General features: G+C 72.5%; 13 protein-coding genes. 7 read left to right on the plus strand and 6 right to left on the minus strand.

Translation table 11 applies throughout. The features are described from left to right. Window positions 1–113 precede the first annotated feature (113 nt). Together P0L94_17275 and P0L94_17280 are read right to left on the minus strand one after the other, a co-directional pair. A complete protein-coding gene (locus tag P0L94_17275; GenBank protein WES64202.1) occupies window positions 114–1,826 on the minus strand; it encodes an amidase in 1,713 nt (570 codons plus the stop codon). A 160-nt stretch (window positions 1,827–1,986) separates the two neighbouring features. Further along, window positions 1,987–3,015, minus strand: coding sequence for an agmatine deiminase family protein (locus tag P0L94_17280; GenBank protein ID WES64203.1), 1,029 nt, complete (start codon window positions 3,013–3,015; stop codon window positions 1,987–1,989). Window positions 3,016–3,093: 78 nt separating this feature from the next. Between P0L94_17280 and P0L94_17285 the strand changes: the two genes are divergently transcribed. From P0L94_17285 to P0L94_17295, 3 genes are all read left to right on the plus strand, one after another. Continuing rightward, on the plus strand, window positions 3,094–3,714 hold the full coding sequence (locus tag P0L94_17285) for a TetR family transcriptional regulator C-terminal domain-containing protein (protein WES64204.1): 621 nt from the start codon (window positions 3,094–3,096) through the stop codon (window positions 3,712–3,714). A 59-nt stretch (window positions 3,715–3,773) separates the two neighbouring features. After that, the gene (locus tag P0L94_17290; protein WES64205.1) at window positions 3,774–5,045 is read left to right on the plus strand and encodes a cation:proton antiporter; all 1,272 of its coding nucleotides are present in this window, start codon (window positions 3,774–3,776) and stop codon (window positions 5,043–5,045) included. A gap of 72 nt (window positions 5,046–5,117) precedes the next feature. After that, a complete protein-coding gene (locus P0L94_17295) occupies window positions 5,118–5,951 on the plus strand; it encodes an aldo/keto reductase (GenBank protein ID WES64206.1) in 834 nt (277 codons plus the stop codon). A 15-nt stretch (window positions 5,952–5,966) separates the two neighbouring features. Here P0L94_17295 and P0L94_17300 read toward each other — a convergent pair whose 3' ends face one another. Beyond that, window positions 5,967–6,755: an SDR family oxidoreductase gene (locus P0L94_17300; GenBank protein ID WES64207.1), complete on the minus strand. Its 789-nt coding sequence runs from the start codon at window positions 6,753–6,755 to the stop codon at window positions 5,967–5,969. A gap of 111 nt (window positions 6,756–6,866) precedes the next feature. Between P0L94_17300 and sigJ the strand changes: the two genes are divergently transcribed. Beyond that, window positions 6,867–7,751: an RNA polymerase sigma factor SigJ gene (sigJ, locus tag P0L94_17305; GenBank protein ID WES64208.1), complete on the plus strand. Its 885-nt coding sequence runs from the start codon at window positions 6,867–6,869 to the stop codon at window positions 7,749–7,751. A gap of 42 nt (window positions 7,752–7,793) precedes the next feature. Beyond that, on the plus strand, window positions 7,794–9,887 hold the full coding sequence (locus tag P0L94_17310) for a S9 family peptidase (protein ID WES64209.1): 2,094 nt from the start codon (window positions 7,794–7,796) through the stop codon (window positions 9,885–9,887). A gap of 6 nt (window positions 9,888–9,893) precedes the next feature. On the opposite strand, the gene P0L94_17315 is transcribed toward P0L94_17310, so the two are convergent. Both P0L94_17315 and coaBC read right to left on the minus strand, forming a co-directional pair. After that, window positions 9,894–10,748: a sulfotransferase gene (locus tag P0L94_17315; protein WES64210.1), complete on the minus strand. Its 855-nt coding sequence runs from the start codon at window positions 10,746–10,748 to the stop codon at window positions 9,894–9,896. Between the two features lie 56 nt (window positions 10,749–10,804). Continuing rightward, window positions 10,805–12,016, minus strand: a complete 1,212-nt coding sequence (gene coaBC / locus P0L94_17320) for a bifunctional phosphopantothenoylcysteine decarboxylase/phosphopantothenate--cysteine ligase CoaBC (protein ID WES64211.1) — start codon at window positions 12,014–12,016, stop codon at window positions 10,805–10,807. A 46-nt stretch (window positions 12,017–12,062) separates the two neighbouring features. Between coaBC and P0L94_17325 the strand changes: the two genes are divergently transcribed. Beyond that, window positions 12,063–12,797, plus strand: coding sequence for an NRDE family protein (locus P0L94_17325; GenBank protein WES64212.1), 735 nt, complete (start codon window positions 12,063–12,065; stop codon window positions 12,795–12,797). A 13-nt stretch (window positions 12,798–12,810) separates the two neighbouring features. Here the strand turns inward: P0L94_17325 and P0L94_17330 are convergent, their stop codons facing one another. Beyond that, a complete protein-coding gene (locus P0L94_17330) occupies window positions 12,811–13,614 on the minus strand; it encodes a siderophore-interacting protein (protein WES64213.1) in 804 nt (267 codons plus the stop codon). 147 nt (window positions 13,615–13,761) lie between these two features. On the opposite strand from P0L94_17330, the gene P0L94_17335 reads away from it, so the two are divergent. Next, window positions 13,762–14,769, plus strand: coding sequence for an ABC transporter substrate-binding protein (locus tag P0L94_17335; protein WES64214.1), 1,008 nt, complete (start codon window positions 13,762–13,764; stop codon window positions 14,767–14,769). Window positions 14,770–14,782: the final 13 nt, after the last annotated feature.

Genomic DNA, 14,782 nt, shown 5'->3' on the forward strand with positions numbered 1-14,782 from the left:
CGGCATCGGACGCCACGTGATCGGGGGCGCCCGGGGTCAGCGGGCAGCATCGGCTCGCTGCTGCGGTCGCAACGGGCACCACGCCCGGCGCGTTCCGGGCCCCTGAACCTTGCTCAGCCGAGCTCGGGCGTGCGGGGCGGCACCGTCCGGCGCGGCCGGAGGGATTCGAAAGCGAGCGCCCACGTGAGGAGGTCGCGGTCGGCGTAGGCGCTGCCGGCGAACGTCAGGCCCACCGGCATCCCGATGTCGGCCATCGTGCCCATCGGCACCGTCACGGTGGGGATGCCCAGGTGCCGGATCGCGAGGTTGCCGTTGGCGACCCACACGCCGTTCGCCCACGCGGCGTCAGCCGAGGCCTCGTTCACGTCGGCGTCCGCGGGCCCCACGTCGGCCATCGCCGGGAACACCACGGCATCGAGCGCGAGCTCTCCCATCCAGTCCTCGAGGTCGAGGCGGCGGGTCTCCTCGAGCCCGCGCAGACCTTCTTCGAGGTGCGGGATGTCGGCGAACGAGGCGTGCGGATGCTCGCGCACCTGCGCCGGATAGGTGACGATGTCGTCGTCGAAGCCGGTGTACCGGTCGGGCAGGGCGCCCTCGGGCTGCGGGAAGATCCTCGTTCCGTCCACGCCGTCGAGCCGGTCGAGGTTCGGGTCGCCGTTCGCGCGCAGGAAGTCGTCCCATGCCCACGCCGACAGGTCCACGATCTCGGACTTCAGGAACGCGGGGCTCACGAGCCCCCGCGTCATGAGCGTCGGCGCTCCGGCCCGGTCGCCCTCGTAGTTCGTCACGGTGGGGAAGTCGACCTCGACCACCTCGGCGCCGGCGGCCTCGAGGTCGCGGCGCGCCGCCCGCCACAGCTCGATCACCGAGTCGCGCGTCACGATGCGCTCGCCCGTCGAGCCGCCGATGGTGGTGCCGGTGCCGGCATCCGGGTCGGCGTTGATGTACATGCGGGGGATGCCGAAGCGCTTCCCCCGCAGCGAGCCCGATGCCGCGTCCGCAAGCGCAGCGAACGGCGCGGCGCGCATGGCGGATGCCGACGGCACCTCGATCCAGGGCTGGGCGCGCCAGAAGTCGCCGCGGGTCTCGGGGTCGTCGGCGACCATGACGTCGAGGATCTCGAGCATGTCGGCCATGGTGCGGGTGTGCGGCACGACGACGTCCATCGTCGGGACGAGCGGCCAGTTGCCGCGCACCGAGATGACGCCGCGCGAGGGCGTGTAGGCGCACAGCGCGTTGCAGGACGCCGGAGCGCGGCCGCTCGACCACGTCTCCTCGCCGAGGCCGAACGCCGAGAAGGACGCGGCGGTGGCGGTACCCGAGCCGTTGGACGAGCCCGAGCCGAAGGCCGACGTGAGGTAGTCGGCGTTGTAGGGGCTCTCGGCGCGCCCGTAGACGCCCCGCTGCATGCCGCCGTTCGCCATGGGCGGCATGTTGGTGAGCCCGAGCAGGATGCAGCCTGCCCCACGCAGCCGCGAGATCGAGAACGCGTCGTGCTGGGCGATGAGGTCGGCGAACGCGGGGGAGCCGGAGGCGACCGTCAGGCCCGCTGCCATGTACGAGTCCTTCGCGGTGTACGGGATGCCGTCCAGCGGGCCGAGGGTCTCGCCCGCCGCTCGGCGCGCGTCGGACGCCGCCGCTTCGGCGAGAGCGTCGGGGTTGCGCACGACGACGGCGTTGAGGGCGGTCTCGGTGCCCGGCGCGTCATACGCGTCGATGCGGGCGAGGTAGGCCTCGACCAGCCCGACGCTGGTCACCGCACCTGCTTCGAGCGCCGCGCGCAGGTCGGCGATAGACGCCTCGACGACGGGGAAGTGCGCGCTCATCGGGCGACCGCCCAGGCTGACGCATCCGCTGTCCCGCGTGCGGAACGGCGGGGATCGTGCCGGACACGCCGGATGGCGGATGCCGCAACCCCGCGTGTCGCGGAGGATTCCCGCCGTTCCGCACCGGCGCGTCGTGGCTGCGGGCCGGGGTGCCAGGCGCTCATCGGGCGACCGCCGCCGGCTGCTGCTGCGTGATGCAGTGGATGCCGCCGCCGCGCGCGAGGATCGGGCGCGCGTCGATCGTGACGACGTCGCGGCCGTAGGCCTCGCGCAGGATGGCCGCGGCGCGCTCGTCAGCTTCGGGCTCACCGTAGCCGCACGCGATGACGCCGTCGTTGACGACGACATGGTTGACGTAGCTGTAGTCGACGAAGCCGTCCTCGTCGGTCAGCGTCGCCGGCGCGGGCAGCTCGATGATCTCGAGCGAGCGTCCCGCGGCATCCGTCGCCCGCTCGAGCGCGGCGCGGACCTCGCGTGACACCGCGTAGTCGGGGTGCGCCGGGTCGTCCTGCCAGTGCAACAGCACCGTGCCGGGCTTCGCGAAGGTCGCGACCATGTCGACGTGCCCGCGGGTGCCCCAGCCGGCGTAGTCGCGCCACAGCCCCTTCGGCAGCCAGATCGCGTGGGTCGCGCCGATGGTGCGCTCGAGCTCGGCCTCGACGCGCTCCTTCGTGGCGTACGGGTTGCGTCGCGGGTCGAGCTGCACCGTCTCGGTCACCAGCACGGTGCCCTCGCCGTCGACGTGGATGCCGCCGCCCTCGTTAACGAGCGCCGAGACGAGATGCTGCGCGCCGGCGTGCGCTCCGACGAACGACGCGATGCGGTCGTCGCGCGTCCAGGTCGCCCACGCGTTCGCGCCCCACCCGTTGAAGGTCCAGTCGACGGCGCCGAGGGCGCCGACCTCGTCGAGCACGAAGGTGGGGCCGATGTCGCGCATCCAGAAGTCGTCGAGCGGTGCTTCGACGATCTCGACCTCGCTCGCCAGGCGCGCGCGGGCCTCGCCGACAGCCGACGGGTCGACCACCATCGTGACGGGCTCGAATCGGGCTGCCGCGTTGGCCACGGCCGCCCACGTGTCGCGGGCCTCGTCGGCGGACGCGGGGTCGTCGCCGAGGGTCTGGCCCACGCGGGGGAAGGCCATCCACAGGCGGTCGTGCGGCGCCCACTCGGGCGGCATCATCCAGGTCATCGAGGTCTCCGGTCGGGGCTGGGCAAACTTATTGATCAGTCGATCAATAAGGGTTAAGGTAGCCAGCGGAGGGGAATCATGTCAACCACCCGGGCCCGCACCCGCAAGGCGCCGTCCGAGCGGTCCGCCGAGATCGTCGCGGCGGCCACCGAGCTCGCGCGCGCGGAGGGACTGAGTGCCCTCACACAGCGCGCGGTCGCCACCCGCGCCGGTGTCGCCGTCGGCCTCGTCGCCCACTACCGGCCCATGGATCAGCTCGTGGCCGAGGTCTACCTCGACCTCGTCGGAGCCGAGCTGCGCGAGGTCGAGGTCGCGCTCGCCGCGGTCGCCGACCCCGCCGCGCGGCTGCGCCTGCTCATCGACACGCTCGTGGCCGGCGACCGCGACGACATCACGGTGGTGTGGGTCGAGGGCTGGGCGATGGCGCGGCGCAGCCCGGCGCTCGCCGATGCGGTCCGCGCCGAGATGGCGCGCTGGCAGGACATGGTCCACGATCTCGTCGCCGACGGATGCCGCTCCGGTGCGTTCTCGACGCCCGAGCCCGGCGACGTCGCGTGGCAGCTGCTCGGCATGATCGACGGCATCAACGCGCAGTCGCTCGCGCGGGGCGCGGATGCCGCGGCCTTCGCCGAGCGCGTCGCGCGCGCGGCGGAAGCGCTCGTCGAGGCGAAGCAGGGAGCGCTGCGCGGGGACGGCTGAAGCGGGCGATCCGCGCGCGAGGTGGCGCGCACCCGCCGCGCGGGCATACAACTGGGAACGTGGAGGGCTGGGGACTCGTCATCATCCTGGGGGCGCTGATCGCGTTCGCGCCGTTCTCGAAGCGGCTCGCGGGCACGCCGATCACGCCCGCCATCGTGTTCACCGGTGTGGGGTTCGTGCTGGGCACGTCCGCGCTCAGCGTGCTGGATCCGGCGATCGATTCGTCGGGCCTGCGCCTCATCGCCGAGCTGTCGCTCACGCTCGTGCTGTTCTCGGATGCCGCCTCGCTCGATGTCCGGCGCCTCCGGCGCCAGACGACGCTGCCCGCGCGGCTGCTGCTCATCGCCCTGCCGCTGACGATCGTGCTGGGCGCGCTGCTCGCGCTTCCCCTGTTCCCCGAGCTGTCGATCTTCTCCGCCCTGGCGCTCGCCGTCATGCTCGCGCCGACGGATGCCGCCCTGGGTCAGGCGGTCGTGTCGGACCGGCGACTGCCCACGATGCTGCGCCAGGGCCTCAACGCCGAGAGCGGTCTGAACGACGGCATCTGCGTTCCGATCCTCGTCGCCGCGATCGCGTTCGCCGAGGTCGAAGAGGCCCCGAGCCTGGAAGGACAGATCCTCGTCGATCTGGTCCGCGAGCTCTCGATCGCGCTCGCCGTGGGGATCGCCATCGGTCTCGTGGCCGTCGGGATCGTCCGGGTCGCCGATCGTCGCGGGTGGATCAGCGACGACTGGGCCATGATCCTCGCGGCGGCCACCGCGCTTCTGGCCTACACGGCGACCGATCATCTCCACGGCAGCGGCTTCATCGCGGCCTTCACGGCGGGGATCGTCTACGGCCGAGGACTCGGTCCGCGCGCCGCGGCCACGATCCACCTGGACGAGCGTGTGGGTCAGATGCTGAGCGCCGCGACCTTCCTGCTGTTCGGTGCGGTCATGGTCGGTCCGGCTCTCGCGGGGCTCGACGTGCGGGTCGTCGTCTACGCGGTGCTCAGCCTCACGGTCGTGCGGATGCTCCCCGTCGCGGTGTCGCTGCTCGGCAGCGGCGCCTCGATGCCCACGGTGCTCTTCGCGGGCTGGTTCGGCCCGCGCGGACTCGCGACGATCGTGTTCGCCCTGATCATCATCGACGAGTCGGACCTGTCCGAGGCCCCGGTCATCATGCAGACCGCCGTCGTCGTCGTGCTGTTCAGCGTCATCGCGCACGGGCTCACGGCGCCGTGGCTGACCGCGCGCTACGCGCGGTGGCTCGATGGCCACCGCGATGACCTGGCGCACCGCGGCGAGGCCCCGTCGCCCACCGGTGCACCGGGCGAGAACCACGAGCGGTGACAGGCGCCCCACCGTCGGCGGCGCGCGTGCAATGCGGGCCCGCTCGGCCCGCTCCGGGGGGAGGATGGAGCCATGCTGACGATCCCCACCGTGACCCTCAACGACGGCACCTCCTTCCCCGAGCTCGGACTCGGGACGTACAACCTCACAGGTGAGGAGGGCATCACCGCCATCGTCACCGCCATCGGCTCGGGGTATCGGCTGCTGGACACGGCGGTCAACTACGGCAACGAGTCCGAGGTCGGCGAGGCGGTGCGCCGCAGCGACGTCGATCGGGACGAGCTTCTGGTGACCTCGAAGGTGCCCGGGCGTCACCACGGCCGCGAGGAGGCGGTCGCCAGCATCCGCGGGTCGCTGGAGCGGCTGGGGCTGGAGCGCATCGATCTGCAGCTCATCCACTGGCCGAACCCGAGTGTCGGCAAGTGGCTCGACACATGGCGCGGCCTCATCGACGCGCGCGAGCAGGGTCTGGTCCGTTCGATCGGCGTGTCGAACTTCACGGAGGACATGCTGACGCGACTCGAGGGCGAGACGGGCGTCATGCCCGCGGTCAACCAGATCGAGCTGCACCCGTACTTCACGCAGGCGGCGCTGCGCGCCTTCCACCACGCCCACGGCATCCGCACCGAGAGCTGGAGTCCGCTGGCGCGCCGCAGCGAGCTGCTCGGCGAACCGCTCATCGCCGACCTCGCCGAGACCTACGGGGTCAGCCCCACCCAGCTCGTGTTGCGGTGGCACGTGCAGCTCGGCGCGACGCCGATCCCGAAGTCCGCTGACCCTGCACGTCAGCGTGAGAACGCCGACGTGTTCGACTTCTCGCTCACCGAGGACCACATGGTCGCGATCTCGCGCCTCGAGCGCGGTCGCCTGTTCGGGGCGGATCCCCTGACGCACGAGGAGATGTAGGGACCGGCGACGCCGTCACGTCCCGGCCGGGGCCGGGGGAGCGGATGCCGCGACAGCGCGGACCGGCTGGGCGGCGAGCCACTCGGCGAACGGCGGACCCACGAGCTCGGCGTCGGCGCCGGGCAGAACGAGCCCGGCCCGCATGCCTTTCATCTGGGCGCCCGGCACGCTCACGCTCGGCAGCCACCCGCGGTGGCGGGCGGCACGGGCGTAGTCGCGCACCATGTCGTCCAGGCGCTCCTCCCGCGGGCCGGCGACGTCGCGCGTGCGACCCGCGGCGGGGGCGCCCGCGAGGAGCGCGAGGCGGGCGGCCGCGTCGGCGGCCGCGATCGGCTGGATCCGCGCCCGGGGCGCGACGTGGAACGGGCCGATCGTCGCGGCGGCGAAGATCTGACCGGCGAACTCGTGGAACTGGGTGAGGCGCTGGATCGTCCACGGCGTCGCGGATGCCTGCACCGCCCGCTCGTGAGCGAGCTTGCCGGCGTAGTAGCCGTGCGGCACGCGGTCGATGCCTACGATCGAGGGCACCACGATGTTCGCCACCCCTCGACGAGCCGCCGCGGCCGTCAGGTTCGCCGTCGTGGTCGTGAAGAACCTCGCAGCCTCGTCCGCCGACAGGGTAGAGAGGTTGACGGCGTCGATGACGGCGTCGACGCCGTCGAGCGCGGCATCCAGGCCACCCCCGGTCGTCAGGTCGACGCCCGTCGCGCGGGCGAGCACGACCGGCTCGTCCCCGCGCGCCCGCACCGCCTGGACGATATGGCGGCCGAGTGTTCCGGTGCCGCCCGTGATCGCGATCCTCATGAGGGTCCTCCTGTGCATCCTGTCACTGCATCACCGACGACGCGGCCCGTCAGAATGTGAGGAGGCTCACGAATCGGTGCGCTGCGTCGTCGAGTGTCTGAGGGGGTGTCGATGAAGGAGCAGCTGTCCGACCTCGCCGGCGAGCGCAGCGGGCTGATGGCCCTCGCGTACCGGATGCTGGGCACGGTCGCCGACGCCGAGGACGCGGTGCAGGAGACCTACATGCGCTGGTACCGGATGTCCGAGGCCGAGCGCGAGACGATCGACAACCCGGCCGCGTGGCTCACACGTGTGGCGAGCCGCGTGTGCCTCGACGTCCTCGGCAGCGCGCGCGTGCGGCGCGAGCACTACGTGGGGGAGTGGCTGCCCGAGCCGGTGCCGGCGACGTCGCCGATGGCCGCCGCTGTGCCGCCGGACCCCCTGGACCGCGTCACGCTCGACGACTCGGTGAGCACGGCGCTGCTGGTCGTGCTGGAGGCACTCACGCCGGCTCAGCGTGTGGTGTTCGTCCTGCACGACGTGTTCGGCATGCCCTTCGACGAGGTCGCCGATGCCGTGGGGCGGACCCCGGCTGCGTGCCGGCAGCTGGCGGTGGCCGCGCGCGCCCGCGTGCGCGCCGGGCGTGAGGGCCGGGCATCCCGCGCCGCCCACGACGAGCTGGTGACGGCGTTCGCCCACGCGTGCGCCACCGGCGACCTCGCCGCGCTCACGGCGGTGCTCGCCCCCGACGTCGTGCTGCGGTCGGACGGCGGCGGCAAGGTCTCGGCGGCCCGCCGGCCGGTGCGGGGGGCCGACGACGTCGCGCGGTTCCTCCTCGGCCTCATCCGGATGCGCCCGAGCGCGACGCTGTCGCCGGTGCAGACCGCCGACGGCCTCGGCTTCGTCATCCACGACGCCGGTGCCGTCGAAGGCGTCGTCACGCTCGGCGTCGGCGGCGACGCGGTGACGGATGTCTGGATCATGCGCAATCCCGACAAGCTGACCGCGTGGGAGTGATCGACGCCGTCTCGCGGCCCCGCCCGGGTTAGCGTGGAGGCCATGTCCCACACCCCGTTCGCCTCGCTCGACGACTGCTTCGCCCTTCCCCGCGTCGAGGCGCTCGCACTCTCGCCCGACGGCTCCCGAGCCGTCCTGACGATCGCCACCCTCAAGAAGGACGGCACCGGCTACGAGCGCGCCCTGTGGGCGGTGCCCGCCGACGGCTCGGGAACGCCGCAGCGGCTGACGCGCTCGGCGAAGGGAGAAACCGGCGCCGCGTTCACGCCCGACGGAGACGTGCTGTTCGTGTCATCGCGAGCGGATGCCGAGGGAAGCGAGAAGGACGAGTCGGCCCAGCTGTGGCAGCTGCCGGTCGCCGGCGGCGAGGCCCGGCCCGTCACGCGACTGGCCGGCGGCGTCGACGGCATCGCCGCCGTCGCGGAGCAGAGCGGCCGCGTCGTCGTGACCGCGTCACTGCTCCCTTCCGCCGACTCGCTCGGGGCCGACGCGGCGCTGCGCGAGAAGCGCGCGGACGCCAAGGTCGCGGCGATGCTGCACGAGGCGTATCCCATCCGGTTCTGGGACCACGACCTCGGCCCCGCCGAGCCCCATCTGCTGGGCCTGGACCTCGACGGCTTCGAAGACGTGATTCCGGCAACGGATGAGAAGGCGACGGATGCCGATGGCGAGGGCGACGCCGGCGAGCCGAAGCCTTACCCGGCCACGCTGCCGCGCCCGACCGACCTCACGCCGAAGCCCGGCCGCTCCGTCGACAACGCCGAGGCGGCCGTCACTCCGGACGGGCGCACCCTCGTCGCAGCGATCACGCGTCCCGAGGAGCGCGGCGGCCGCAGCATCCTCGTCGCGATCGACACCGTCTCCGGCGCGTCGACGATTCTCATCGACGAGCCCGGCTTCGACATCGGCTCGCCGGTCATCAGCCACGACGGCACCGTACTGGCCTTCGGCCGTGCGGCGCGGAGCACTCCGGCGGGACCCGCAGACGCCGAGGTGTGGGTGTCGGCGCTGGACGGCGCCGGCGCACGGCGCATCGCGACGGACTGGGATCGGTGGGCGACCTCGGCCGCGTTCGCCGCCGACGACTCGGCCCTCATCGTGACCGCCGACCAGGACGGCCGCGGCCCGATCTTCCGCCTCCCGCTGGACGGCGGCGACGTCGAGCAGCTCACCCACGACGACTTCACCTACACCCACGTCGCTGTGGACCGCGCCGGTGACGGGTACGTCGCGCTGCGCTCGTCGTACATCGCGCCGCCGCATCCCGTGCGCATCGCCCCCGACGGGGCCGTCACGCCGCTGGCGAGTCCCGCGCCGCTGCCGACGATCCCCGGCGCCATCGCGGACGTCGAGGCGACGGCTGCCGACGGCGCCCGCATCCGCGGCTGGCTGATGCTGCCCGACGGCGCGTCGGCAGAGCACCCCGTGCCGCTGCTGCTGTGGATCCATGGCGGCCCGATCGCGAGCTGGAACGCGTGGAGCTGGCGCTGGAACCCGGCCCTCGCCGTCGCACGCGGCTGGGCCGTGCTGCTTCCCGACCCGGGGCTCTCGACCGGCTATGGCCTCGACCACATCGCACGCGGCTGGAACGCGTGGGGCGCCGAGCCGTTCACCGACCTCATGGCGATCACCGATGCCGTCGAGGCTCGCGACGACATCGACGAGACCAGGACGGCCGCGATGGGCGGATCGTTCGGCGGCTACATGGCGAACTGGGTCGCCGGTCACACCGACCGGTTCCGGGCCATCGTGACCCACGCGAGCCTGTGGGCGCTCGACCAGTTCCAGGGGACGACGGATCACTCCGTGTACTGGCAGCGCATCTTCACCCCCGAGGCGATGGTCGAGAACTCGCCGCACCGGCACGTGGCGAGCATCCGCACGCCGCTGCTCGTCATCCACGGCGACAAGGACTACCGCGTGCCGATCGGCGAGGCGCTGCGGCTGTGGAGCGACCTCGCGGAGCACCATGCGGCAGGCGACGGCACGATGCCCCACCGGTTCCTGTACTACCCCGACGAGAACCACTGGATCCTGAGGCCCCAGCACGCGAAGGTCTGGTACGAGACGGTGTTCGCGTTCCTGGACCAGCACGTCCGCGGCCAGGAGTGGACGCGGCCCGCGATGCTCGGCTGAGCCCGGTCAGCCTCGAGCCGGATCGGCGAGCGCGTAGCCGAAGAACTCCAGCAGGTCGGGTTCGGCCTCGAGTCGTCGTGAGACGGTGTCGAGCTCTTCCGGTGACAGCCGCGCGGTCTGCTCGGCGTTCATGTTCCGGATCGCCTGCGGCTCGTAGTCCTTCACGCGGATCTCGGCGTCCTCGGCGAAGTCGTCGCCGGCCTCGAGGCCGAAGGCCGTCAGGATGTCGCGCGGCGACTCGCAGAACCGCTCGTACCCCACGACCGGGAAGCCGTCCTCGAGGTGCGCGCGGCGCAGGATGCGGCTGCGGAACCGCCATTGGTCGGCCAGGTGCGCGATCACATCCAGCCGCGGCGCCCCCGGGTAGTGGGCCTCGTGGTAGCGCTTGATCTGGGAGGCGACGTTGGCGTAGGGGTCGCGGTTGTTCACCACGACGCGCGCATTCGGGAGGATGCCGAGCAGGTCGCGGTAGCGGACCATGTTGGGCGGGCTCTTCTCCAGGACGAACTCCACCGGCCGCTCGGCGCGGATCTCGTCGATGCGGCGCGCCCACGTGCTCGCCACCGCGGCGTAGTCGACGTACTTCTCGGGCCACCACCGGTCCGCCTCGCGAAGCGGGGGAACCAGCCACTGGCCTTCGCTGCTGCCGCCGAGCCCGACGACGCCGGGGATCGTGCCCACGAGCTTCGCGATCGCGGTCGAGCCCGAGTTCGGCGGCGTGAGCAGGAGCAGAACGTCCTCGTCGATCATCGTCACGTCGCTCGGTCGCGACCACGCCGGCTTCGACGGACGCGCATCGGCGATCGGCCGCACGTCGTATCCCAGGCGGGCGAGCGAGCGCTTCACGGTTCGGCGGATCACAGCCGGACTCTAGCGGATCCCGCCCCGCGGATGCGGGCTTCGGGGCCCGAACGAGATCAGCGGGCCGCGATCACCGCGTCCCACAGGGCGTCCGCGACCTCGCGCTTGGAGCCCTCCGCGCGGGCGACGACCTCGTCGGAAGAGTCGATGAGCACGAGGGTGTTGTCGGCCGTCTCGAAGCCGGTCGTCCAGCCGACCTCGTTGACGGCGAGCAGGTCGACCCCTTTGCGGCGGCGCTTGCGGATGCCGCGCGCGACGAGGTCTTCGCCCTCCGCGGGCGTCTCGGCGGCGAAGCCGACGATGGTCTGCCCGGCTCGTCGGGATTCGACCAGACCCGCGAGGATGTCGTCGTTCTGCACGAGCTCGAGGGTGAACCCCGGCCCGTCGGCATCCTCTTTCGCGAGCTTGCGGTCCGACGTCGCCGCGACGCGGTAGTCCGCGACGGCGGCGGCCATGACGACAACGTCGGCGGCGTCGGCGGCGTCGCGCACGGCTGCACCGAGCTCCGCCGCGGTTCCGGCGGGCACGACGTCGATGAGCGGATGCCTCGCGGCGGGGCCGCCGACGTCGCCGTCGAGGTGCGCGGCCACGAGCGTGACCGCCGCTCCGCGGTCGGCTGCGGCGAGCGCCACCGCGACGCCCTGGCGGCCGCTCGAGCGGTTGCCGAGGTAGCGCACCGGGTCGATCGGCTCGCGCGTTCCGCCGGCGCTGACGACCACGCGCAGCCCCGCGAGGTCGCGGGGCGCCGAGACGAGGGCGAGTGCGCGCTCGAACAGGGCGTCGGGCTCGGTCATGCGGCCGGGGCCGACATCGCCGCCGGTCAGCGGACCGTCCTCGGGTCCGACGATCTCGACGCCGCGGGCGCGGAGCGTGGCGATGTTGGCCTGGGTCGACGGGTGGCGCCACATCTCGGTGTGCATGGCCGGCGCCACGACGACCGGCGCCGTGGTGGCCAGTAGGGTGGTGCCCAGAAGGTCGTCGGCGAGACCCACGGCCATCTTGGCGAGGGTGTTCGCCGTGGCCGGCGCCACGATGACCAGCTCGGCCGCCTGCCCCAGGGCGACGTGGCGGACGGTGGGGACGTCGTCGTGGACCGACGTCGTCACGGGGTTCCGGCTGATCGACTCCCACGTGGGGAGGCCGACGAACCGCACCGCATCGTCGGTCGGGACGACGTGGACGTCGTGACCGGCCTGCACGAGCAGTCTCACCAGATGGACGGTCTTGTACGCGGCGATCCCGCCACTGACTCCCACGACCACGAACACCCCACGATCTTCCCACGACCGATCCGAACACCGACAGGAGCCCGACATGTGCACCGTCATCGTCCACGTGCCGGGGGAGGGCCGGCCGACCCGGATGCTCGCGGTGCGCGACGAGGATCCTGCCCGGCCGTGGAACGCGCCGGGACCGTGGTGGCCCGAGCGTCACCCGGGCGTCGTCGGCATCCGCGACGTCCGCGCCGGCGGGGCCTGGCTCGCCGCCGACCCCGAGCCCGCCCGGCTGGCGGTGCTGCTGAACCGCATCGATCTGTCGGATCGCGCGGACGACGATGTCGTCTCGCGCGGGGGCGTCGTGCTCGACGCCGTCGCCGGCCTCGAGCCTGCCGCCGTCCCGGCCACGCGGGGGTTCAACCTCGTCGAGGTCGATCCGAACGGCAGCCGCGTCATCACGTGGGACGGGCTCGAGCGACGCGAGGTGACGATCGCGCCGGGCACGCACATGATCGCGCACGACGACCTCGACGACCCGACCACGGCGCGCATCACCGCGTGGCTCGATGCCTTCCGCGCCGCCGAGCCCGATCCTGACGCGCCCGCGAACGGCCCGGACGCATGGTGGCGGCCGTGGATGCGCCTGCTGGACGAGCGCAGCCGCGAACTGGGCCCCGACGACGATCGGGCGATCATCCGCGACAACCGGGCGCACGGCTTCCCGACGCTGTCACTGCTGGTGTGCGCGGCATCCGTCGCGGACGGGGACGTGTCGATGGCCTACGGCGAACTCGCCGAGCCGGGACGCTGGAACACCCTGGTGCTGGAGTGACCGGCGCCTGATCTCAGTGGGGCGCGTGGTACTCGGTCTCTCCGCGCTTCCAGTAGCCGCGGACCGAGATCTGCTCGAGGCTCAGACCCCACCGGTCGAGCAGGAGTGCGCGGGCGGGCTTGACGATCGCGCTCTCGGCGGCGACGAATCCGAGCACCGATCCGTCCGGCCGGTCGTCGGCACCGAGCGCGTCGATGCGGTCGATGAGGGCCGCGCCCGAGGGGCGGAGGCCGCGGTGGACCTGCACCATCTCGACGCCCGAGGGCGCCTCGATCGGCAGCTCGTGCCGACGGTCTGCGACCTCCACCAGGATGCGCCCGACCGCGTCGGCGTCCATGAGGCCCGCCCAGCGGCGGATGGCGGGGACGGCGGTCTCGTCACCGGCGAGGAACCAGGCGGCGGGGCGCCCGGTGAGGACCTTGGAGCCGCGTGGGCCGCCGACGCCCGCCGGTGAGCCCAGGGGAGCCGTCGCGGCCCAGGGAGCGGCGACCCCCTCATCGCCGTGGATGGCGAATTCGAGGTCGAGCCAGTCATCGCCCCACTCCAGCGGCGTGTACTCGCGGCTCGGGGCGGCGCGCAGCTGCTCGATGGAGTCGACCTCCCCGTCGGGGAAGAACACGCGGATGTGGTCGTCGGCGCCGAGCGACTGGAAGCCGTGCAGTTCGTCGCCTTCGAGGCGGATGCGGACGTAGCTCGGGGTCAGCATTTCGCGCGCAGCGAGTCGGACGCTGCGGAAGCGCAGCTCGAGCATGCGGCGCTCGAGGCTGAAGGCGCCCGGCTCAGCGCCGTCTGTCGTCAACGGGTTCGACATCGTCATGATGATTAGGTTAGCCTAACCTCGTTCGTGGCGGCCAAGTAAGGCTCGCCTCACTTCCACAAGCATGGTCTCGCGTCGCGCCGCGGCGCGCAATCCCGTGCGCCCCGACACCGACCTCCGCGTCGGCCTCGAAGGAGCCCACCCCGCATGATCACCGCACGGCCGCTGCTCGCGGCGTCCCTCGCCCTCGTCACCGGCATCGCGCTCGCCGGGTGCGCCTCGTCCGAGGCAGGCGCCGAGCTCGAAGAGACCGCCGAGACCGTCTCTTTCACGTGGGACCGCAACGTCGCCGGTGAGGATGAGGATCCGCAGTTCGAGACGACGACGGTCGAGGCGCCGCTCGACCCCGACACCATCGTCGTGTTCGACATCGCCGCGCTCGACACCATCGGCGCGCTCGGCGGCGAGGTGGCCGGGGCGCCCCTCGAGAACGTGCCCGACTACCTGCAGGGCTACCTCGCCGACGATGCGTTCAACGTCGGCACCCTCTTCGAAGCCGACCTCCTCGAGATCGAGGCCCAGCAGCCCGACCTGATCATCATCGGCGGGCGGTCGACCGCGCTGTACGACGACCTCAGCCGCATCGCGCCGACGGTCGACCTCAGCCTCACCGGCTCGTACCTCGACACGCTCGAGCGCAACACCCTCTTCCTCGGGGCGGTGCTGGGTGTCGAGGAAGAGGCCGCCGTCGCAGTCGACGAGCTCTCGGCCGGCATCGACGAGGCGCGTGCGGTCGCAGCCGAGGCCGGCACGGGCCTCGGCATCATGGTCTCGGGCGGCAGCCTCAGCGCGCTCGCACCCGCCGGCGACGGCGCCGACGCCCGCAGCGCCCGCGGAGGCCTCATCTACGATCTGTTCGGCGTCGAGCCCGTCGTCGACGACATCGCCTCGGCGACGCACGGCGAGCCGATCTCGTTCGAGTTCCTCGTCGAGTACGACCCCGACTACCTGTGGGTCGTCGACCGCGACGCGGCGATCGGCACCGAGGGGGCCGAGGCCGCAGCGGCTGTGCTCGACAACGACATCGTCGAGCAGACCACCGCGTTCGCCGACGACCACATCGTCTACCTCGACGCCACCGCGTGGTACGTCGTGTTCGGCGGCATCGACACGACGCGGCTCATGATCGACGACGTGCTGCAGATCGCCGGCTGACCCGATCCGCGTG

Origin of the sequence: Microbacter sp. GSS18 (assembly GCA_029319145.1) — a bacterium.
Classification (GTDB): domain Bacteria; phylum Actinomycetota; class Actinomycetes; order Actinomycetales; family Microbacteriaceae; genus Microbacterium.